At 61.0% G+C, this 20,138-nt stretch carries 17 protein-coding genes and 1 tRNA gene; 8 read left to right on the top strand and 10 right to left on the bottom strand.

Features of this window, described 5'->3' with window-relative positions; translation table 11 throughout:
- Nucleotides 1–37: 37 nt before the first annotated feature.
- The 3 genes from R0125_RS11680 to R0125_RS11670 all read right to left on the bottom strand — a co-directional run bounded on the left by R0125_RS11680 (nucleotide 38) and on the right by R0125_RS11670 (nucleotide 3,721).
- Nucleotides 38–868, bottom strand: coding sequence for an alpha/beta fold hydrolase (locus tag R0125_RS11680; RefSeq protein ID WP_317238290.1), 831 nt, complete (start codon nucleotides 866–868; stop codon nucleotides 38–40).
- A 165-nt stretch (nucleotides 869–1,033) separates the two neighbouring features.
- Nucleotides 1,034–2,728: an ExeM/NucH family extracellular endonuclease gene (locus R0125_RS11675; protein WP_317238289.1), complete on the bottom strand. Its 1,695-nt coding sequence runs from the start codon at nucleotides 2,726–2,728 to the stop codon at nucleotides 1,034–1,036.
- 87 nt (nucleotides 2,729–2,815) lie between these two features.
- The gene (locus tag R0125_RS11670) at nucleotides 2,816–3,721 is read right to left on the bottom strand and encodes a helix-turn-helix transcriptional regulator (protein WP_317238288.1); all 906 of its coding nucleotides are present in this window, start codon (nucleotides 3,719–3,721) and stop codon (nucleotides 2,816–2,818) included.
- A 299-nt stretch (nucleotides 3,722–4,020) separates the two neighbouring features.
- Here R0125_RS11670 and R0125_RS11665 point away from each other — a divergent pair, with 299 nt between their 5' ends.
- The 7 genes from R0125_RS11665 to R0125_RS11635 all read left to right on the top strand — a co-directional run bounded on the left by R0125_RS11665 (nucleotide 4,021) and on the right by R0125_RS11635 (nucleotide 11,690).
- Nucleotides 4,021–5,307, top strand: a complete 1,287-nt coding sequence (locus tag R0125_RS11665) for an MFS transporter (RefSeq protein WP_248181734.1) — start codon at nucleotides 4,021–4,023, stop codon at nucleotides 5,305–5,307.
- 161 nt (nucleotides 5,308–5,468) lie between these two features.
- Nucleotides 5,469–5,894: a MarR family transcriptional regulator gene (locus tag R0125_RS11660; RefSeq protein WP_317238287.1), complete on the top strand. Its 426-nt coding sequence runs from the start codon at nucleotides 5,469–5,471 to the stop codon at nucleotides 5,892–5,894.
- 24 nt (nucleotides 5,895–5,918) lie between these two features.
- Complete coding sequence (locus R0125_RS11655; RefSeq protein WP_248181979.1) at nucleotides 5,919–7,310, top strand: MDR family MFS transporter; 1,392 nt, start codon at nucleotides 5,919–5,921, stop codon at nucleotides 7,308–7,310.
- Nucleotides 7,311–7,541: 231 nt separating this feature from the next.
- On the top strand, nucleotides 7,542–8,105 hold the full coding sequence (locus R0125_RS11650) for a TMEM165/GDT1 family protein (protein ID WP_248181732.1): 564 nt from the start codon (nucleotides 7,542–7,544) through the stop codon (nucleotides 8,103–8,105).
- A 44-nt stretch (nucleotides 8,106–8,149) separates the two neighbouring features.
- Entirely contained in the window at nucleotides 8,150–9,205 is a 1,056-nt protein-coding gene (locus R0125_RS11645) for a L,D-transpeptidase family protein (protein WP_317238286.1), read from the top strand.
- 161 nt (nucleotides 9,206–9,366) lie between these two features.
- Nucleotides 9,367–10,848, top strand: coding sequence for a nodulation protein NfeD (locus R0125_RS11640; RefSeq protein WP_317238285.1), 1,482 nt, complete (start codon nucleotides 9,367–9,369; stop codon nucleotides 10,846–10,848).
- Nucleotides 10,849–10,892: 44 nt separating this feature from the next.
- Complete coding sequence (locus R0125_RS11635) at nucleotides 10,893–11,690, top strand: slipin family protein (RefSeq protein ID WP_317238284.1); 798 nt, start codon at nucleotides 10,893–10,895, stop codon at nucleotides 11,688–11,690.
- A 62-nt stretch (nucleotides 11,691–11,752) separates the two neighbouring features.
- Here the strand turns inward: R0125_RS11635 and R0125_RS11630 are convergent, their stop codons facing one another.
- From R0125_RS11630 to R0125_RS11620, 3 genes are all read right to left on the bottom strand, one after another.
- Nucleotides 11,753–12,034 (bottom strand): Lpp/OprI family alanine-zipper lipoprotein, encoded by a 282-nt coding sequence (locus R0125_RS11630; RefSeq protein WP_248184539.1) that lies wholly within the window; start codon nucleotides 12,032–12,034, stop codon nucleotides 11,753–11,755.
- 209 nt (nucleotides 12,035–12,243) lie between these two features.
- The gene (locus tag R0125_RS11625; protein WP_248184770.1) at nucleotides 12,244–12,750 is read right to left on the bottom strand and encodes a murein L,D-transpeptidase family protein; all 507 of its coding nucleotides are present in this window, start codon (nucleotides 12,748–12,750) and stop codon (nucleotides 12,244–12,246) included.
- Nucleotides 12,751–12,906: 156 nt separating this feature from the next.
- Nucleotides 12,907–14,640 (bottom strand): potassium/proton antiporter, encoded by a 1,734-nt coding sequence (locus R0125_RS11620; protein ID WP_248184542.1) that lies wholly within the window; start codon nucleotides 14,638–14,640, stop codon nucleotides 12,907–12,909.
- A gap of 126 nt (nucleotides 14,641–14,766) precedes the next feature.
- Between R0125_RS11620 and R0125_RS11615 the strand changes: the two genes are divergently transcribed.
- A tRNA-Gly gene (locus R0125_RS11615) sits at nucleotides 14,767–14,840 on the top strand.
- Nucleotides 14,841–14,861: 21 nt separating this feature from the next.
- Here the strand turns inward: R0125_RS11615 and R0125_RS11610 are convergent.
- From R0125_RS11610 to R0125_RS11595, 4 genes are all read right to left on the bottom strand, one after another.
- A complete protein-coding gene (locus tag R0125_RS11610) occupies nucleotides 14,862–16,172 on the bottom strand; it encodes an NAD(P)/FAD-dependent oxidoreductase (protein ID WP_317238283.1) in 1,311 nt (436 codons plus the stop codon).
- A 175-nt stretch (nucleotides 16,173–16,347) separates the two neighbouring features.
- Complete coding sequence (locus R0125_RS11605; protein WP_248184550.1) at nucleotides 16,348–16,953, bottom strand: TetR/AcrR family transcriptional regulator; 606 nt, start codon at nucleotides 16,951–16,953, stop codon at nucleotides 16,348–16,350.
- Between the two features lie 82 nt (nucleotides 16,954–17,035).
- On the bottom strand, nucleotides 17,036–19,150 hold the full coding sequence (locus R0125_RS11600) for a 4Fe-4S binding protein (RefSeq protein ID WP_317238282.1): 2,115 nt from the start codon (nucleotides 19,148–19,150) through the stop codon (nucleotides 17,036–17,038).
- Between the two features lie 136 nt (nucleotides 19,151–19,286).
- A complete protein-coding gene (locus tag R0125_RS11595) occupies nucleotides 19,287–20,030 on the bottom strand; it encodes a spermidine synthase (protein ID WP_248184556.1) in 744 nt (247 codons plus the stop codon).
- Nucleotides 20,031–20,138: the final 108 nt, after the last annotated feature.

The following is a 20,138-nucleotide window of genomic DNA, read 5'->3' as shown; positions in this document are numbered from 1 at the left end:
TGACTTCGCTGACGGGTCAAGAGGCCATGGGGGCCAATCACTGCTGATGACGTTGAATAAATCCGGCAAGCGTGGCCGCCGAACGGCCGGGGTTTTCCAGCATCGGCAGGTGGCCAACGCCGCGGAATACGTGAATGTCGGCGCCTGGCGTGGCGGTGCGGAACCAGTCAACACAACGGGTGGGCGTGATCACGTCGCGGTCGCCCCACTGCACCTGCAGCGGTGGTGTGCTGTCACCGAGATAACGGGCGGGCGCCAGCGCATCCGCCACCATGTCATCGAATATGTGGCGCAGGGCCTGACTACGCTGCAGCAGATCCGGACCCAGCAGGCCGGTCATCGCCAGCCCCATGACCGTGGGCTTGCCATTGCCGACGCTGTTGAACATCCGGTACACGCCAGACCAGTCACGGGGAATCAGAATGTCGTCGCGGTCGGACTCGAACGGTGCATCGATATCCACACCATCATGCTCTGGAATCCCGGCACTGTTCAGCAGGGTGACCGAGCGCGGTGCCGGCTCCATGCGATGGGCGAGTACCGCCGCGATGGCACCGCCCATGGAACTGCCGGCCAGGTGGATGTTGTCTGTGGGGAAGGTGTCGAGCCAATCCCGCAGCCGCAGGGCCTGCGCTTCGTAACGATAGCTGGCGCCGGGATGATACTCGCTCTCACCGAGGCCGGGAACGTCAGGCACCAGGAGGTGCCAGTGGCGGGGCAGCTTCTGCAACCAGAAGGCCCAGTTCTCTTTCATGGCGGCAAAGCCATGAATCAGCACCACGGTGGGAGTCGACGACGACGGTTTGCCCCGCTCCAGGTACACCATGCGATGGCCATCGATCTGTACTTCCTTTCTTTTCGCCTGCACTAACCAGCGCTGTCCAGTTCGTGCCAGGGGCCATAAATTCGGGGTGGGTACCTTCATGGGATGTGTCCGCAGTCATAGAGTGGTACCAGTGTACCGTTATGCCGAACGTGGGCGATGGCTTTGCCGCCAGCGAATGGCGGCATCCGAGCAACAGATCGAGGGTGGTCAGAGTGCGAAATCGATGATCAGCGGGTTGTGGTCAGAGGCACGCCAGGGCTCGGAAGCGGTGGTTCGTTGGCGGTAGTCCAGCGCGGCGGGTTCCTCTGCGTTGATCGCCCATGCCTGGGCATGAACGACCCGCGGCACAAGGGTGTCTGATGCCAGCGCATAATCCAGGCTGCCCTTTCGTCCTTTATAGCGGTAGGTGGTCTGGGGGCAGTGGTTAGCCGAGCAGGGATAAAACCGGTGAATCAGGCTGCGGAAGCCGGCCTCCCGCAGCACGTCGACCGGGGTTTCCCGGGCGTAGCTGTTGAGGTCGCCGGTAATCAACGTGCCGGCTACCGTGCTGGTGTCGGAAAACGAGCGGGCCCAGTCGACGAGTGCGCGCGCCGCGCGCTCGCGGCTGTGGCTGAAGCAGCCTTGCCCATCCTGTTGGTCGCGATCCGGTCCGATGGCGCCACGGCAGGCTTTGGACTTCAGATGCGGCACGATGATTCTCACGCCCTGAGGGCGATCCAGTGGTCGCAGAATCTGGGCCAGAGGTGGTCGTCCCTGCCGTGCGAAGACGCTGGAGGTCAGCCGTGATGGGGCGCCGACCGTTGCCACCCGGTCACGCCGATAGAGCAGTGCCGTGCGGATGGCATCGTTGCCGGCGGATTCGTCTCCGCGCACATGGCGCCACTCCGGCCCCAGGGCGCGTGCCAGGCTGGCGACGGCGCTGTGCTCGCCGTCGCCATCATTCTCCACTTCGGCCACAGCAATGACGTCGGGGTCCGGCGCGCTCAGGGCGGCAACCAGCCGGCGGGTCTGGCGCTGGAACTGGGCGACCGTGGCGGCGCCCCTGGCGGTCGGGAAGTCGCCGCCACGGCCATCGCCATTGAAATAGTTCTCAAGGTTGAGGGTGATCACCCGCAAGGTGACGTCAGGATCACGGGAAGGCACCGTCGGGCGAGGGTGCGTGCTGTGGAATTCCGGGGTGACCGCGGGTTGCAGTCGCCAGGCACCGAAACGGAAATCAAGAACACCCTCCAGTCCGCTCACGGTGTCGCCGGTTCTGACGGTGTTGGCCATCGACAGGGCCGGGGCGGGCCAGGGCACTGGAACGGGATGACGTACACCGTGGTTGTCATCCAGTACCAGGCGCTGTTGCTGTTGCTGCTGCTCCAGCCGATAAGCCTCAGGGCCGGGTGGCAGAATCTCGGTAGGCACGGGCTGGGGCGCCGCCGCGAGCGTCAGCTCGCCATAGCGGGCCAGGTGATAGCTGTCGATGACGGTCAGGGGCTGAAGGATCCGTACACGCATGTTTTCGAGCGCTTCGGGAGATGACTGTCCGTCCGGCCACGGCAGCTCCACCGATACCGGTTCGGGCAGCCGGGATGGACCGCAGTCCTGCAGGTAGTCGACATCGGTTAGCTCGGTGAGGCTGTGGAACTCCTTGACCCGTCCGCGTACCCGGATCCGATGTCCGGGTTGGCCGGCACGGTGACCGGTATGGATGAACAGGGCCTCGGAAGTTAATGGGTTGTTGTCGGTATCGCCGTCGGCCTGTTGCAGATAAAACCCGCGAAACCCGCCCTTGTGGCGTGAATCGAGCGTGAGTATGCCCTCGACAGTCACCTGCTCACCCGCCAGATGGGAGCGGTCGCCACTGCCCTGGACCTGGTGGATAGCGGTGGCCGGCGCGCCGCAGTCGTCAGCCATCGTGCTGGCCGGGATTGTCATCCCGGCCAGCACGCTGGCGACGATTACAGGGGTCCGTGGGGGGGTGTTATTGATCACTCGCTGAGTCTAGCAAAATCCCGCAACGGCTTTTACCGATTTCTGGAGGTGGGGATTGCTGAGCTGCACCTGTTCCGGGTTGGCCAGTTCCAGCTGCTGAACCAGCGGGTCCGGGTGGGGGGTGTCGACGGCGATACCGAGTCGGGACAGCAGGTATGGCGCCAACGCAGCCCGGGTCCGGATTTCAAGCCGGTGGTCTGTCATGCCGTAATCGGTGGCGATGATGTCCCGGCATTCACGGCTCAGCCGGCTGTCCGGGGTCAGCACCAGCGTCACTTCCTGATTCCAGTCGTCGTCCAGGTGAACGCTGTGGCGGGCGCGCTGACGCACCGCCTCCGGTTTGCCGCGGAATCGGCTCAGGGCAAAATCGCTGAAGGTGCCGGTGGTGTCACACCAGGCACGCAGGTACCAGTTGCGGCCCACGCACACCAGTGTATGCGGTTCCAGCACCCGTTGGGTGGTGGCCGGTTGTGCCAGCGATGCGTAACCGGTACGCAATTGTCGGCCGTGGCGTGTGGCGGTGACCACCGCCCGCATCACATCCGGTTCCACCACGCGGTGTGGCCCCTGCACAACGGTGCTGTCGGGCAGGCTGATGTTCAGTGACTCGAACGTATCGCTCAGGTGTTCCTGGCGGGCAAGCAGATCCAGATACTCGCTTGCCTGACCGCGGGTCACCACGGGGCGGAAGTTGGTTGCCGGCACATAGCCTTTCAGGTGCCGGTCGTACACCAGGTTGTCGGGCGCAAGCTCCCGCAGATAGGTGTTGATGTCCTTGGAGGCTTGCTGCCGACCGATGCCAAAACTGTGGCAAATGTGGTTGGTTGTCAGCCGGCCTTCCCACAGGGCAATAATTTCGATCAGGCGGTAGCGAAGCAACAGATCCCACCGGATGGGCCAGTCCGTCTTTTTCATAACAGGCGCTCACGGGTTTAATGAATAACTTCAATAATGTTAACCGCTCCTTCCGGACCCGTCTGTTACGTCACCTTAATGTGAAAAAATGTTAAATCCGGTCATGCCGGGCGCGCCAGCGCGATGACACGACGCGATTTTCAGTCCCGCGAACGACTGCGGGAAGTGCGTAGTGGTGTGCTCCGCAAAGGGCTGATTTAATGCGCGGTCGGCAAACTCCGGCTCCTGCTGCTATGTTTTGTCAAAACCCATTTTGTCCCAATTATTGAACCCTTTCAGTTCAAGTCCGGAGCCCAGCAATGACCCGCATGGTCACATCCCTTTCTGCGTTAATTCTTAGTATTGTTTTGCTGGTCAGTGGCAACGCGTTCCTGATGACCCTGCTGGGGATCCGCCTGAGCATTGAGTCTGTGCCACCGGATGTCATCGGTTGGGTGCTGGTGTGCTACTCCATCGGTTTCGTGCTGGGTACCCTGTACGTGCAGAAAATTATTACCCGGGTCGGGCATATTCGCGCCTTTGCGGTCTTTGCTGCGGTTGCTGCGGTCGCGTCGTTGATGTATCCGATGGCGGTGTCGATGGTCTTCTGGGCGTTTTTACGGGCAGTGTCCGGTTTCAGTATCGCCGGCGTGCTGGTGGTGATCGAAAGCTGGTTCAGCAGTCGCGCTACCAATGCCAACCGGGGGGCGCTGTTTGCGGTGTACCAGATCGTATTCTACCTGTCGGCCGCCGGCGGACAGCTGGTGGTCAATATCGGTGATCCGTCCAATTTCATGCCGTTTTCCATTGCCGCCATGCTGCTGGTGCTGGCACTGATCCCCCTGTCGCTCACCCGGATGGAGGCACCGCTGATAGAGCAGGCGGAACGCCTGTCGTTTTTCACGCTGGCGCGGGAGTCGTTCACCGGCGTATCCGGCGCGTTGATCTGTGGTGTTCTGATCGGCTCCTTCTACGCCCTCGGCCCGGTCTACGCCACTATGGTCGGCCTCGACGTGGCCCGCACGTCCACGTTTATGGCCAGCGCCATTGTCGCGGCCATGATCGTGGCCTGGCCCCTTGGCCGCCTGTGCGACCGCTTTGACCGAAGGCGGGTGATGTTCTGGATTGCCCTCGCCGCGGCTACGTCTGCTGGCCTGGTGGGTGTGCTCGGGGCCGAGACGCTGTGGCTGTTGACCATTCTGGTGGGGTTGTTCACCGGACTCTCGGCTGCGCTTTATCCGGTGGCGGTGGCCATTACCAACGATCGCATGGAGAGCAATCGCATCGTTGCTGCCAGTGCCACGCTGTTACTGAGTTACGGCATCGGCAGTGTGATTGGTCCGATCGTAATGGCCGAGCTGGTCAGCCAGTTGGGCCCCCGTGGACTGTTCCTCGGCAACGCCGGGTTTCTGGTATTGCTGGCGGTGATCACCAGTTATCGCATCAGCCACACCGACGATGTCGCGGTCGAAGATCAGGAGCACTTCGTGCCGACCATGCCCGAATCGTCTGCGGTGCTGACGGAAATGGACCCCCGCAACGAATCATTCCACGAGTCGCCGGAAGTCGTGGAGATGCACGAGGAAGAATTGCGTCAGGCCGGCTGATTCCGCCAACCCCAGTGCCGACGGGCCTTGCTGGCCCGTCGCGCGTCCGCCTCTCGGTTTTCCCCCATGTTGTTTCTGTATCCAAATCTGTTTTTATCTCAATGGTTAGCTTACTATTGGTAACTTTATCAGTTGATTAGTCTTTTACCGGAGTCCCGATCATGAGAGATCAGTTTCCCTTTGCCGTTGCCCGGGTGACCCGTCGCTGGCGCAAGCTGCTGGACGAGCGCCTGAAGGATCTGGGTGTCACCCAGGCCCGCTGGACCACCATGGTCTACCTGCAGCAGGGCGGAGAGGGTCTGACCCAGCGCGAGCTGGCCAGCCTGATGGCCATCGAGAACCCCACCCTGGTGCGCTTGCTGGACAGTCTTGAGCAGCAGAACCTGATTGAGCGACGGCCCTGCCCCAATGACCGCCGGGCGCGCCGGCTGCACCTGACCGACAATGGCCGGGCATTCATGGACGACCTCACCGAACGCGCCGCGAAACTGCGGGAAGAAATGCTCGACGGCGTCAGTGACGAAGACATCGGAAGTGCCATCACGGTTTTCCACAAGATCATGGAAAACGCCGAAAAGCAGAAGTAATCCGTCCCCGAAGGAGCCTTTGCCCTGAGCGACAACACGGTTGAAGGGTTGCGTGCCCGGTATGGCGAACGCTGGCGCTGGCTGGCGGTGTTCACCGTGATGCTGGGCACCATGGCCACGGTACTGAGCGCCACGGTGGTGAACGTCGCCCTGCATGACATCATGCTGGAATTCGGTATCCGTCAGGGCCAGGTGCACTGGCTGGCCACCGGATTCATCGCCGCCATGACCACCACCATGCTTGCCTCCAGCTGGCTGCTGGACCATTTTGGCGTGCGCAAGACCCTCGGTGTGGCCATGGCGCTGTTCAGCGCCATTTCCATTGCCGGTGGCTTTGCCACCTCGCCGGAACAACTGATCGTCGCCCGCATCGGTCAGGGCGCCATGGCCGGTCTGATGCAGCCCATGGGTATGTATCTGCTGTTCCGCGTATTCCCGCGGGAGCGACGCGGCCACGCCATGGGGATCTATGGCATGGGGGTCATTCTGGCCCCTGCTCTGGGCCCGGTACTGGGTGGTTTTCTGGTGGACCAGCTGGACTGGCGTTACGTGATGTTTGCGCCGGCCCCGGTGACCCTGATCGGGGTACTGATGGCCTGGCGGTTTCTGCCACTGCCGGTGTCTCGCCCGGCTCCCTACCGTTTTGATCTGCCCGGGCTCATCCTGCTGGGGACCACCATCGGGCTGGCACTGGACGCCCTTAATCGTCTGCAGATGGTCGCCGGCCAGGGCGCACTGATTGCCCTCGAGGCAGCGGCGGCCGCTCTGGCCCTGGGGCTGTTCGTGGTCCGTGAGCGCAAGGCCCGGCACCCCCTGGTCAACGTCGGGCTGCTGCGCAAGCCGGCGTTTCTGTTTGCCAATCTCGGAGCCATGGCGCTCGGGCTGGCGCTGTTCGGGTCGACCTACCTGGTGCCGCTGTTCGTGCAGACCGCGCTGGGTTTCTCTGCCACCGAGGCGGGGCTGCTGATGTTGCCGGCGGGAATCGTGTTGGGCATCACCTTTCCCCTCGCCGGTCGTCTGGCGGACCGCAAAAGCGCGCGTTCCCTGGTGGTGTTCGGTATCGCGGTGTTTGCCCTGTCGGCGGTGTTGTTTGCCCTGTCGGACCTGGAGCTGGCGTTCGGTTGGCTGGCCCTGTGGACGGTGATCGGCCGGGTGGGTATCGGCTTTATGTTACCAGCGCTCTCCACCGGCGCGTTGAATCCGCTGAAGCCCGAGGAGCTGGGGGCCGGCTCCAGTACCATCAATTTTACCCGGCAACTGGGGGGGGCTTTCGGCGTCAACCTGGTGGCCCTGACCATCGAGTTCGGCGAACACAGTGGCGGTGAGCCCACCATCACGGCATTTCACGCCGCCTGGTGGCTGGTGGCGGTGTTTGTGGCCATGGCGGCGATACCGGTCTGGAAAATGCGGGCCTAGTTGCCCGTGATCCTGCAATCCATTATTATGGCCGCTCTCTTCAGGGGAGTAGCCTCTGTTCCGGACAGCTGTGTTCCGGGCAGATGGTAGTCAACATACTTGGAGCTCAATCTCCATGGCTACCATGTTTCACCGCAACAAGGGTGAAATTGGCAAGACCTGAGGCAGTGTCACCTCCGGAGGGCGGAAGGTGGGCTGTCTCATGTCTGAACATCCGCCCCGGAGCTTTTCATGGACGCATTTCTCGCTTCAACGGTTGCCGTCGCGATTGCCGAAATCGGTGACAAGACCCAGCTGCTGTCTCTCTTTCTGGTTGCCCGTTACGCGCAGCGGCTCCCCATCATTCTGGGTATTTTTGTCGCCACCCTTCTCAACCATGCGCTGTCGGCACTGCTGGGCGCCTGGGTCGCTGAGTGGATACCTGCGGCGTGGTTGCCCTGGATTCTGGCTGTCAGTTTCGTGGCCATTGCGTTGTGGCTGCTGATCCCCGATAAGGACGACAGCGAAAACTCCCGTTTTCTGGGTATGGGCGCGTTCATGGCCACCACCGTGATGTTTTTTGTGGCGGAAATCGGTGACAAGACCCAGGTGGCTACTGTGGTGCTGGCTGCAAGGTATACCGAAACGTTCTGGGTTATCATGGGCACAACCGTCGGGATGCTCCTGGCCAACATACCGGTTATCATGGCCGGCAGATGGCTGATGGATCGCCTGCCGCTGGCAACAGCACGCGTTGGCGCCAGTATGTTGTTCGTGGTTCTGGCGATTGTGACCGTATGGGCGGCACTGCGGTGAAGCAGGGTGCCGATCAATCGAATTTGTTGGGTGGAAGACACGCTATGTGGTTTAAACGACTCCTGGTGCTGGTAACCGTCGGGCTGGTGCTTTCCGGGGGTGCGGCCTATGGGGCCGAGCAGGACAAGACCCGCATCATCGACGCGGACGCCGAGCCCGACCGCGAGCCGCGGGTACCCACCTTCGCCATCAACGAAGATCTGGCGGGGCGCCTGGGCGTGATGACCACCCGCTATGAAGACACCTTTGCGGCCATCGGAAACGACATCAGCCTGGGGTATCTGGAGCTGGTCAAGGCCAACCCCGGCATTGATCCATGGCTGCCAGGCGACGGCACCCGCATTACCCTGCCCCGCCAATACGTTTTGCCGGATGTGGAACGTAAGGGCATCGTGATCAATCTGGCGGAATACCGCCTGTATTACTTCACGGGCGAGGGTGTGCAGGTCTACCCCGTGGGTGTGGGTACCGACGACAACCCGTCGCCGCTCACGGACGCCGAAGTCACCATGCCGCTGGAGTCGCCGGCCTGGTATCCTCCCGCCAGCATCCGTGCCGAGTACGAAGCCTCCGGTGACTACCTGCCGCGCATGATCCCGCCCGGTCCGGACAACCCGTTAGGCACGCACGCGCTGATGCTGAGTGAAAAGGGCTATCTGATCCACGGCACCAACAAGCTGTTCGGGGTGGGCATGCAGGTCAGCCACGGCTGTTTCCGCATGTACAACGAAGACATCTCGCGGTTTGTCTATCAGGTCAGCAAAGGCACACCGGTGCGGGTGATCAAGGAGCCGGTCAAGATCGGCACATCCGGTGGCGAGGTCTGGCTGGAAGTGCATCGCCCTCACGAGGACTACAGCGACAAGGATCGCGAGTGGTTGTGGCAGGAGGTCAATAAAACCGTTGATGCTTTCGTTCAGCGCCGTCCCGACGTGGAAATCCAGCGCAGCGCGATCGAGCTGGCCGTCGACCAGGCCGACGGCCTGCCCACAATGGTCGGCGAGCGGGTGCGCCAGGTGGCCGCGGAAGAGCCCGGGCGTGACAAGCCGGCACCGGCCGCCACCGACGAGGACGAGGACAAGCAACAACTCTGGTTCTGAACCCACCCGGCAGCGCGCGCTCTGCCCCGGGACCGAACGTACGCTCTTCTGCGTGAGTGTGGCGATTTGTAACCCGGATCCGGATTGCCCACTATACTGACAGTGGGGGTCACCCGTCGGGTGGCCCATTCGCCATTCATTACCCTGTGCGGGGAGTCACGATGGGCGCGAATCATCCGGGAAAAACGACCGTCTCCAAACATTTCTCCAAACCCTTCGCCCGTTCACTGACGGTGTTTCTTGTGGGTGCTGTGCTGGCGCTGGCCTCCCTCGCCCATTCCGTTTATGCTCAGCAAAAAGAGGGCGGCACGGCACTGGTTCTGTCGGTGGAAGGTGCCATCGGGCCGGCAACCATGGACTACCTGGTGCGTGGCTTCCAGCGGGCCGAATCGGAAGACGCCGCTCTGGTCATCATTGAGATGGATACCCCCGGCGGGCTGATGGACTCCATGCGCGGCATAATCAAGGAAATTCTGGCCTCAACGGTGCCAGTGGTGACCTACGTGTCGCCGGAAGGCGCGCGCGCCGCCAGCGCCGGAACTTATATTCTTTACGCCAGCCACATTGCCGCCATGGCCCCGGCGACCAATCTCGGGTCCGCTACGCCGGTGCAGATGGGTGGCATGCCCGGCATGGACGAGGCGCCGGAGGATCCGCCGCAATCCGTCCCCGAAGACACGACAACTGAAGGATCCCGGAAACAGCCAGAAGGCGAGGCCACCGACCGCAAACGGCGCGGCGAGACTGCCATGGAGCGCAAGGTGCTGGAAGACGCGGTCAGTTACATCCGCGGTCTGGCACAGCGCCATGGCCGCAACGCCGATTGGGCCGAAGAGGCGGTGCGTGAAGCGGTCAATCTGGGTGCTGAGGAAGCACAGGATAAACAGGTGGTTGATGTAGTGGCGGCTAACCTCTCTGACCTGTTGGTCCAGATTGATGGCCGCACCGTGCGGATGGCCGACGGCGAGCGCACCTTGCAGACCGCCGGCCTGAAGCTGGTGCGGGCCGACCCGGACTGGCGTACCCGCCTGCTGTCGGTGATCACCGATCCTAATGTGGCCTATTTCCTGATGATCATCGGCTTTTACGGCATCATCTTCGAGCTGTCCAACCCCGGCGCCATCTTCCCCGGAGTGATCGGCGCTATCAGTCTCATTCTTGCCCTGTTCGCGTTCCAGGTGTTGTCGGTGAACTATGCCGGGCTGGCGCTCATACTGCTCGGCCTGGCCTTCATTGTCGGGGAGGCCTTCATGCCCAGTTTCGGGATATTGGGCATCGGGGGGATTATCGCTTTCATCACCGGGTCGGTGATCCTGATGGATGGCAGCCATCGCGATATTTCCCTGCCGATGGTCGGTGGCACCGCCGCCGTTGCCGGCGGGTTCATCCTGTGGACGGTGACCCGCTTCATCGGCCTGCGCAAACGGGATCCGGTCAGTGGCACGGAGCAGATGCCTCATGAGCAGGTGGTGGCGGTGGACGACTTCGCCCCGTTCGAGGACGGCTACCGTGGCCATGTGCGCATGAGCGGAGAACGCTGGAACTCGGTCAGTACCGAGCCGGTGAGGCAGGGTCAGCATGTGCGCGTCGTTGAAATTAACGGGTTGACGGTACGAGTGACCCTGACAGAGCCCGTCGGCTGACCGGAGACATTCACACAGAAAGAGCAACCAGCGAAGGAGACAGTATGTTCACAGGCGATCTGATTCCCTATCTCGCACCCATTGTGGTGCTGCTGCTGATCCTCGGGTCAGCCATCAAGATTCTGCCGGAATACGAGCGCGGCGTGGTGTTTTTTCTGGGTCGTTTCCAGGGAGTAAAGGGCCCCGGCCTGATCATCGTGATTCCCGGCATCCAGCAGATCGTCAGAGTGGACCTGCGGGTGATCACCCTGGATGTGCCGAGTCAGGACGTCATCTCCAAAGACAACGTGACGGTGCGGGTCAACGCCGTGTTGTATTTCCGCGTGGTGGATCCGGAGCGGGCGATCATCCGGGTGGAGGATTTCGGTGCCGCCACCAGTCAACTGGCGCAGACCACCCTGAGATCGGTACTGGGTAAGCACGACCTTGATGAAATGTTGTCAGAGCGAGACAAGCTCAATATCGATATCCAGGAAATCATCGATGCCCAGACCGAAGAGTGGGGTATCAAGGTCGCCAATGTCGAGATCAAGCACGTGGACCTGAACGAGTCGATGATAAGGGCCATTGCCCGTCAGGCTGAGGCCGAGCGCGAGCGTCGGGCGAAAGTCATTCATGCGGAGGGTGAACTGCAGGCATCGAAGAAGCTGGTGGAAGCCGCGGATGTGATGTCAACGAACTCCGGCGCCATGCAACTGCGCTATCTGCAAACGCTGGCCGATATGAGCAATAACAATTCGTCGACCATTGTGTTCCCGTTGCCCATGGACATGTTGAAATCGTTCATGGAAAAACAGCGGCAGGGCCTGGACTCATCCGGACGTAAGGATGCGCCGGACTGACGGAAGCATTGCAGGCATAAAAAAGGCCGGCGTTAGCCGGCCTTTTTTATTACGTCTCAGCCTTACTTCTGGCTGGCACGCTCGAGCATACGCTTGGCGCGCTCGTTTGCTTCGTCAGCGGCCTTTTGGGCAGCTTTCGCAGCAGCCAGTGCTTCGTCTGCAGTCTGCTGGGCAGAGCGTGCAGCGCTGGAAGCGCTGTTAGCGGTGTTCAGAGCATTTTCAGCAGTTTGCTCAGCGGAGCTAGCGTTAGCATTCGCTTCGTCGATAGCACCCTGATCAGTAGTGGCACAGCCAGCGGTCAGTGCGGCGGCCATTGCAAACCCTGCGATCGTCAGTTTACGCATATCTTATCCCCTTATAGGTCGTTATATTTCCTGTGATCCAGAAGTCTGGATGACTTCCTGTCAAACCGGGCCCGATAGGCATTGACTACCGGAGTCGTGAAACAGTGTAAAACACTCTACGGGAAAATGTTAACTAAGGATACGTAAAAGTTCTTGGGTTATGACAACAACTTAATAAAAAAGAAAGTTTGATAACCGTCAGAAACGTATCAGGGGAGTATACGAATGGGGGTCCCATCGGCGACCAGTTGCCAGATCTCGTCCATCTCTTCATTGGTGACGGCGATGCACCCGTTGGTCCAGTCCAGACCGGTGTAAGCGAACGCCATATCGCCGGCTTCATTGGGCAAGCCATGAATCATGATGCTGCCACCGGGGTCCAGGCCCCAGGCGCTGGCCAGTTCCCGGTCCCGCACGTTGGGATAGGAAATGTGAATCGATTTATAGAAATCGCTGTCGGAGTTGCGCCAGTCCAGCTCGTAATCCCCTTCCGGGGTGCGTTCGTCGCCCTCGTACAGTTTGTGGCCTTCGGGGTTGTCGCCCAGTGAGATCCGGTAACTGCGAACGACGTCGTCATCGTCCATCAGATACAGCCTGCGTTCACTTTTATGTACCAGTACTTTGGTGATCGCGGCCAGTTCGTCCGTGGCGGGCTCGTCTGTCGGCATCCGGGTGTCGGCACGGGCCAGCAGATCTTCTGCATAGACACCCTGCATTGGCACGACAAGGCTGACGGCAAAGATGAACAGACTGAGGTAATAGCGGAACGTCATGGGCATAACTTACTAATGATTAATGTTGGTCTGGCACAGTTTATAGCATAGCCAACCCTTGGAAAGGGAGTTGGTTTTGTTAACTTTCTTGACGGTTGCCTAACCGGACCGGGTTTTTTCCTGGCTGTCCATCTTCAGACCAACCTTTGTGACGCGGTCTGCTTCGGTGGCCCTGGCCACCAGCGTGACCGGGCCCAGAACCACCCTGTCGCCGACCACCGGGTGTCCGCGAGTTCGCCGCGCAAAGCACTCCGCGAGGGACAGTTCGGGGGGTAGCTCGTCGAATTCGATACCGTACACCTGCTCCACGTCTCCTAACAACGCGTCGCCATTGAGGACAAAGTCGCCGAAGAAGGCTCGCTCGGCGAGGTGTTTCGGGGCGTGGCGCCCACTGAGCGCCTTGCCCAATTCGGACAACGCGGCGGGAGTGGCGAACATGGCAATGACATCGCCGCTGAACACGTCCATTTCGGGGCTGGGCTGGTGGCAGATCCGCTCGCGGAACACCCCGGCAATGGCCGTATTCGCGGGCAGGCGCAGCTGGCCCAGGGGTCTGGGCGTGTTCCAGCTCTCCCCCCTCAGCGGAAACAGCATCAGCTCATGATCGCCGGTGGCCGGAACGTCCAGTGGCAGCCGGCGGTAAGGGTCTTCGCCGGCTGGCACCTCCAGCCCGAGTTTGCGTGCCAGCGGCGCCATGGTGGTGCCCTGCACGATCAACGACACCAGCACAATGAAGAACGCGGCGTGAAAAATCAGTTGGGAGTCAGGCAGATCCGCGATGATCGGGAACAACGCCAGTACGATGGGCACTGCGCCCCGCAAACCCACCCAGCTGATAAAGCCCAGTTCGCGCCGGTTGAAGCCGAACGGCCAGAGAGTGATCAGCACGGTCAGCGGTCGGATCAGGAAAATCAGCGCCAGCGCGAGGATCAGCCCGGCCCCGGCCAGTTGCCAGAGGTCGCTGGGGGTGACCAGCAGGCCCAGAATGAGGAACAGGCTGATCTGGGACAGCCAGGCCAGGCCGTCGTGCACCTGCAGAATCATTGGCATCATCCGCACCGGCCGGTTTCCGATCACCACCCCGGTCAGGTAGATGGCAAGAAACCCGCTGCCACCGATGGCATTGGTGCCGGAGAATACGGCAATGCCTGCTGCGGCGACCAGCAGGGGGTAAAGAGAGGGGGTCAGGCGGATGCGGTTGGCCAGCTCCACCACCGCGTAGCCACCGATCAGTCCGGCGGCGGCGCCAATGCCGAACTGCTCGGCCAGCATGATCACAGCGGTCCAGCCGGCGCTCTGACCCTCGCTGGCAATCATCGTGACCAGCATCAGGGTAAGGAAAATGGCCATCGGATCGTTGCTGCCGGACTCGATTTCCAGGGTGGCGCTGACCCGTTCGTTCAGGTGCAGGCCACGGCCCTGCAACAGCGAAAAAACCGCGGCGGCGTCGGTGGATGAAATGATGGCGCCGATCAATAATGCGGTCAGCCAGTGCAGGTCGAACACCCACCACGCCACCAGACCGGCGCCGCCGGCGGTCAGGAATACGCCGACGGTGGCCAGCATCAAAGCCGGCCGCAACCCCACGCGGAATGTTTCCGCGCGGGTGCGCATGCCGCCGTCCAGCAGGATCACCCCCAGGGCGAGGTTGGCGATCACAAAGGCCAGCTCGAAGTTATCGAAATCAATGCCGCCAGGGCCGTCTTCACCCATGATCATCCCGACGATCAGGAAAATCAGTAGCACAGGCATGCCCACCCGGCTCGACAGCGGGCTGAGTACAATGCTGATGACCAGCATCAGTGCGCCAATCAGGGTGAACGTGGGGTCCATCGGGTCTCCATTTGCCAGGATTACAGCATATCAGGACTGTCACAGTGGCGGTGATCGGATTTCCGGCTACAGGGGCTTGCCGGCCGCGGGTCGCTCCGCTTATATTGCCGGAGCGGCAGCCGAATTGCGGGTGTAGTTCAATGGTAGAACGGCAGCTTCCCAAGCTGCATACGAGGGTTCGATTCCCTTCACCCGCTCCAGCCTGCGCCCGGGCACCCGCGTCAGTGGAGTTTCAGGCGAGGATGCATCGCGCGGCTGATGCGGTCCATCAGCCAGATAATGCCGGTGCGGAGAAACCCGTGCAGGGCGACCTGGTGCATACGGTACAGGGAAACATAGAACAACCTCGCCACCCTGCCTTCAATATACATGCTGCGCCCCGACAGATTGCCCATCAGGTTGCCCACTGTGGTGTAGCGGCTGAAATTGATCAGTGAACCGTGATCGTTATATACGAACGGAATCGCGGGCTTGCCCTCCAGCCGGTTGCACAGGGTTTTGAACAGCGCATCGGCTTGCTGGTGGGCGGCCTGGGCTCTCGGAGGCACGGTCAGCTCGCTGTCGGGCTGTGGGCAGGCCGCGCAGTCGCCGAAGGCATAGATGTCGGGGTCGGCGGTGGTTTGCAGGGTCTGCTCCACCACCAACTGATTGCTACGATTGGTTTCCAGTCCTTCCAGGGCGGTCAGAAAACCGGGTGCCTTGATGCCTGCGGCCCAGATGGTCATTTCCGAGGGCAGTTCGGTGCCATCTTTCATGACCACACTCCCGGCGCGGATTTCGTTGACCGGCTGGCCGGTGAGCACCTTCACGCTCTGGCGTTCCAGCTCCCGGGTTGCAGCTGCAGAGAGCCGCCCGGGGAGCGCCGGTAAAATCCGGTCAGCGGCTTCGATCACGGTAATCGACACGTCGGAAGCCTGCAGGTGATTCATGCCGTACACCGGCAATTCCCGCGACGCCAGGCGCAGCTCGGCGGCCAGTTCGACACCGGTGGCGCCAGCACCGATGATGTTGATGTGCAGGGTGTGCTGGCCACCTTGCAAGGCTTCGTGATTCTTCCTCAGGAAGGCGTTCAGCATCAGATTGTGGAAGCGCCGCGCCTGCTTGAGGCTGTCCAGGAACAGACAATGCTCCTGCGCGCCGGGTGTCCCGAAATCGTTGGCGGTACTGCCAACGGCCATCACCAGGGTGTCGTAGGCGATGCGGCGCTCGGGCACCACTTCGGTGCCGTCTTCATCGTGAAACGGGGCAATCACCAGGTGTTTCGTCTGGCGATCAAGCCCGGTCATGCGGCCCAGCTGGAACTCATAGTGATGCTTGCGGGCGTGGGCGCGGTAGTTGATCTCATTGGCGTTGGCGTCGAGAGAGCCGGAGGCCACTTCGTGTAGCAGCGGTTTCCAGACATGGGTCAGTCCGGAATCCACCAGAGTAATCCGTGCCCGTTTTTTCCGACCGAGTCTGTTGCCCAGGCTGGTGACCAGTTCGAGACCGCCGGCGCCGCCGCCAACGACCACGATGTGATGAAGGTTATCCATAACAATCATACCTTGAAGTGAAGAGAGCCAAGCGCTCTCAGGCGAAAGCGCTTGGCTGTCCTCACTGGCGTACGGAACCGACGGGGTGATATTACGGCAAAACCAAGTCTAACGTTGGCGGGGTGATGGAGACAATTCTACCAACGTACCACCGTCCCGAAATCAACAGACTGTCTTAATGATGGGTGCGGTAACTGTCCAGAATGGATGCCATATCGCCACCGAGCTGTTGCAGCGCTTCGGCGCGAAGATCGCGCTCGCCCATGGCCCGCAACCCCATGATCTGTGCCTGGATGAGCCGCGCCAGACGTTGGCAATCCGTGTTGGGTGCCAGCTCCCCCCGCGCTCGGGCCTGTTCCAACAGCTCGGTAAGTGAGCGCTCGATCGCGGCCAGAATGCTGTTGGCCTGCTCGGCGAGCACGCCGTGGGTATAGGTGGCTTCCAGCAGTGTCTTGACGATCATGCAGGCTCGAGCCGGCGCCGCGAGTGCCGGGTTGCAGCTGGTGGCAATGTTGCGCAGGTAATCCTGCAGGCCGTCAACGAGGGAGTCGTACTGCTCCAGATGCAGGGCCAGCCCGTGGCCAGCTTGCTCGGCGTAGCTGGCCAGCGCTTCGGCAAACAGGTCGTCTTTGCTGCCGAATGTGGCGTAGATACTGCCGGGACGCATGTCCAGTGCCTGCTCGACCTGTTTCATGGAGCTGCCATGGTAGCCCTTCTGCCAGAACAGACCCACGGCCTTGTCGAGAGCGGTTTTGCGATCATAGCGTGCGTGTCTGGCCATACAACGATACACCGGTACCCTGTGTTGAATAGTCGCTCAAGTGTAGCGTGCGCGGCTATTCAATAACAACAACCGTTATCATTCAGGTGTCGCCCGCATCCGTTGCCAGGATATGGGCCTGCTTGATCCGCTGTTTGGTTTTCAGCCGTTTATCCACGCACTCCTCGTCATCCCGCAGAATGACCACACACTCCAGGCACTGAATGCACTCGTCGTAGTCTACCCGGCCGTCCTTGCGAATGGCGTTGATGCCGCAGGCGTTCTTGCAGTGCTGGCAGGGATTGCCGCATAGCTCCACCCGATCCAGCCAGCTGAACAACCGGAATCGGCCCAGCACCGCCAGACCGGCACCCAGCGGGCACAGATAGCGGCAATAGAACTTGTGTACAAACATGCCGATGATCAACAGGCCAACGGCGTAGGCCACGAAAGGCCAGTAGCGCATAAATAGCAGCGTGATGCTGGTTTTGAAGGGCTCCACTTCCGCCAGTTGCTCCGCCAGGGTAAGCGAATAGAACGCAGTGCCCACCAGTCCCAACAGAATCGGGTACTTGATAAGAATCAGGCGCCGGTGCCAGCGCTCCGGGATCCTGAGCTGGCGGATGCTCAGTTTTTCTCCCAGCCACGCCGCCATTTCCTGCAGTACGCCGAACGGGCATAACCAGCCGCAGAACAGTCCTCGCCCCCAGATAAACAGCGTCACAAAGGTGTAGGTCCAGAGGATGAAAATGACCGGGTCGAGCAGGAACACGTTGAGGGAGAAACCGTCCCAGATCGCCAGGAACAGGGTGTAGATGTTGACAACGGAGAGCTGCCCCTGAGCGTAGAAGCCGATAAAGAACAGGGTAAAAAACAGAAATCCCCAGCGGAAACGATGCACCAGTTTCGGGTGTCGGCTCAGCGTCCGCTGTCGGGCAAAGAACACGGTCAGTGTCGTCAGACCCAGCACCAGCAGCGCAATTTGCCACCAGCGTTCCTGCCACAGGCCGACCCAGACGGGCGCGCGGGTGTCTTCGGGATTGGGGGCCACCGCCACCGTCTCGAACATGTCCCCGTCAAACCGCACGGGCAAGTCGAAGCTGGCACGGTCCACAATCAGGTGGTTGCGGGCAAGTTCGATGTTGAACTGCAGTGTCGCTTCGGCGCCCGGATTGAACCCAGCATTGCCGCCGATGCGGAACAGGGTGTGTACTCCCAGCGCCGGCATGCCCGGCGCCTCGATGGTGAGATTCTGGTCAAGCAGGTTGAGATCCCGCAGCTCCACCGCGAGGTTGTTCTGGACCAGGCCGATCCGGTCGGGGGAGCTGCCGGGTACGAAATCCGCGGCAAGGTGGGGATAGCGACCGCCCGACATTACCGCAAGAATCTGAACCTGGTCGCCCAGGCGCCCCATCAGTCGCTGATAGCCTTCGTCGCCCAACAGATTGCGGCCCACCATGGGAGCATTGAGATAGCCGAAGAACAGGTTCGCAAAGGGTTCGCCGGTGTCCGGTGCGACGTTTTCGGGGTAGTTCGCGAGGGGTCTTCCGAGTTCCGCCTCAACCTGCCCGACGGTTATTGTCCCACGACCGAGGTAGCCCCGTTCGACCAGCTGCTGCCAGTCCAGAGGTTCAAAGAAATTCGCTCTGGCCCGGGTTGGCGCGCTCTGGGCAAAACCGTCCAGCTTATTACGGGCCACTTTCAGCGCCGAGGACAGCACCGTGTCATTGATAATCAGAACCGACACAGTGGCCTTGCTTACCCCGTCAAAATGCACCACGTTGCCATCACTGCGGGCGCCCGAGCGGTTAGTATTGGAGGTGTTGACGATGATCTGTTCCCGCAGCGAGCGGCCCTGGTACTGGTCAACGAATTCGAACAGAGGCGCTTCACCCAGGCCGTGAAGAAAGACCGGCTCATGGTGATGCAATACCTTCACTCCGGTAAACCGGCCGCGAGCGTCCAGTCCGACCAACAGGCGGATGGGTTTTCCCGCGAAGCCCTGAAGCCGGCTGTGGTCGATGGATTCGTAGGCGTAGCCAAGCAGCTCCTGCAACTGGTACACCGGATAGACCGGGAAATCAGGCAGCTTTTCTTCAATCACCGTTGCTGACGGAAACAGCTCCTGAATCAGTGCCCGTTTGGTGTCTGACAGCTCCGCATGGGCCGGAGAGGCCAGTAACAGGCAGGCGAAAAGGAGCAGGATGCGCCCAGCCATGGGTTACCCCTGTGTTTATGTTGTTTTGATTCCCCATGCTAAAGACTCTGCCCTGGGTCTCAATGCGACCTCAGAGCCAGCTGACTGCTACTTTGTGATAAGAGGTGGTGGTGAAAGGCCGTGACTGGAGGCAGACTCAGCCCAGGCGGCGCACCCGGGTCATCAGACCGCACCAGTCAATGGGCAGGCGATGCTCGAGCTCCGCCAGCAGCGGATCCTTCGAGTGCACCGATTCGAAGTGCCGTTTGCTGGCGTAGACCACGGTATTCTTGCTCTTGCTGGTGAACATCAGCAGCACGGCAAAGTGCTGCTTGAGCTGGCGGAAGTAGGGCCCTTCGGGGTCCGGGGTGCGGTGGTAGTTCAACACCAGCCAGCCGTCGCCGTCGAGCACCCGCGCACAGTCCTCCACAAACTGCTTCTGGGCCTGGGCCGGGCTCATGCGGTCGGCGTTGTAGAGATCCGCCAGGATCATGTTGGTGCTGGCATCCGGCAGCCGTTCAAGGGCATCCCGTGCGTCGGCAATGGTCACGGTCAGGCGCTGGCTGTCGGGCAGATCAAAAAATTCGCGCGCGGTATCCAGCACCGCTTGCCGCAACTCCACCGCATGCACCCGGCACGCCGGGTATAGATGCAGCAGGGCGCTGGCCATCACCCCGCCGCCGAGACCGAGCACGGTGACGTGCGCCGGGTTAGCGAACACCGCCGGCAACAGCATGGCGCGGTTGTATTCATGAACCGGCAGATGCGGGTAGCGCCGATCAATCTTGCTCTGCTCGAACATCGAATTGAAGGTCAGCACCCGGTGTTTGCGGTAATCAATAACCAGAATGCTGCCAAGAGCATCCCGGGTGTGGTGAATGATTTCGCCTTTGTTGAACATCCGGGTGTGAGGCTCGCCTGGTTGTTGTGGTTTCCTGCCATGAGCAGGTAGACCTGTTCTGTGTGACGGCGGTTGGCATCTGCTAGTCTGGACAGACGTATATCACCG

Source organism: Marinobacter sp. M-5 (assembly GCF_032911545.1).
GTDB classification, from domain to species: domain Bacteria; phylum Pseudomonadota; class Gammaproteobacteria; order Pseudomonadales; family Oleiphilaceae; genus Marinobacter; species Marinobacter goseongensis.
The sequence above is the reverse complement of the archived record's forward strand: the minus strand, read 5'-3'. Positions and strand labels throughout refer to the sequence as shown.

Bases quoted from the DNA above. Each gene is read 5' to 3' on its own strand.
- R0125_RS11610 (WP_317238283.1), bottom strand. From the start codon at position 16,172: ATGGATAACCTTCATCACATCGTGGTCGTTGGCGGCGGCGCCGGCGGT.
- R0125_RS11620 (WP_248184542.1), bottom strand. From the start codon at position 14,640: ATGGACCCCACGTTCACCCTGATTGGCGCACTGATGCTGGTCATCAGC.
- R0125_RS11665 (WP_248181734.1), top strand. From the start codon at position 4,021: ATGACCCGCATGGTCACATCCCTTTCTGCGTTAATTCTTAGTATTGTT.
- R0125_RS11650 (WP_248181732.1), top strand. From the start codon at position 7,542: ATGGACGCATTTCTCGCTTCAACGGTTGCCGTCGCGATTGCCGAAATC.
- R0125_RS11670 (WP_317238288.1), bottom strand. From the start codon at position 3,721: ATGAAAAAGACGGACTGGCCCATCCGGTGGGATCTGTTGCTTCGCTAC.
- R0125_RS11640 (WP_317238285.1), top strand. From the start codon at position 9,367: ATGGGCGCGAATCATCCGGGAAAAACGACCGTCTCCAAACATTTCTCC.
- R0125_RS11645 (WP_317238286.1), top strand. From the start codon at position 8,150: ATGTGGTTTAAACGACTCCTGGTGCTGGTAACCGTCGGGCTGGTGCTT.
- R0125_RS11635 (WP_317238284.1), top strand. From the start codon at position 10,893: ATGTTCACAGGCGATCTGATTCCCTATCTCGCACCCATTGTGGTGCTG.
- R0125_RS11660 (WP_317238287.1), top strand. From the start codon at position 5,469: ATGAGAGATCAGTTTCCCTTTGCCGTTGCCCGGGTGACCCGTCGCTGG.
- R0125_RS11625 (WP_248184770.1), bottom strand. From the start codon at position 12,750: ATGCAGGGTGTCTATGCAGAAGATCTGCTGGCCCGTGCCGACACCCGG.
- R0125_RS11605 (WP_248184550.1), bottom strand. From the start codon at position 16,953: ATGGCCAGACACGCACGCTATGATCGCAAAACCGCTCTCGACAAGGCC.
- R0125_RS11675 (WP_317238289.1), bottom strand. From the start codon at position 2,728: ATGGCTGACGACTGCGGCGCGCCGGCCACCGCTATCCACCAGGTCCAG.
- R0125_RS11595 (WP_248184556.1), bottom strand. From the start codon at position 20,030: ATGTTCAACAAAGGCGAAATCATTCACCACACCCGGGATGCTCTTGGC.
- R0125_RS11600 (WP_317238282.1), bottom strand. From the start codon at position 19,150: ATGGCTGGGCGCATCCTGCTCCTTTTCGCCTGCCTGTTACTGGCCTCT.
- R0125_RS11630 (WP_248184539.1), bottom strand. From the start codon at position 12,034: ATGCGTAAACTGACGATCGCAGGGTTTGCAATGGCCGCCGCACTGACC.